Here is a 245-nt window from a genome sequence, read left to right as displayed (position 1 = left end):
CTGCAGCACAGTGCGGCTGGCCCCAATCGGAATACGCTTGGCCTTGGCCTCTTCCGGCACGATGCGCACCAGGTCGATAAAGTGCTGCTTGCTCGGGGCTGCGGCAACGGCGGTGCCGGTGAACACTTTGAGCGGCTGCAGCGGGTCGCTGGCACCACCGGCGGCACCCAGCAGCATCGCCATGCCCCAGATACCCAGCAGTGCACCTGCGGCCTTGCTCAGGCTGGCGTGCTGTTGCACCTGAC

The 245-nt window shown here is 66.5% G+C and carries 1 pseudogene; it reads right to left on the bottom strand.

The features are described 5' to 3' along the window. Positions 1 to 245, bottom strand: a pseudogene (locus tag ACQ4LH_RS22235) (hypothetical protein); the annotation flags it as partial.

The organism is Pseudomonas peli (assembly GCF_050563605.1).
Classification (GTDB): Bacteria; Pseudomonadota; Gammaproteobacteria; order Pseudomonadales; family Pseudomonadaceae; genus Aquipseudomonas; species Aquipseudomonas peli_A.
The sequence above is the reverse complement of the archived record's forward strand: the minus strand, read 5'-3'. Positions and strand labels throughout refer to the sequence as shown.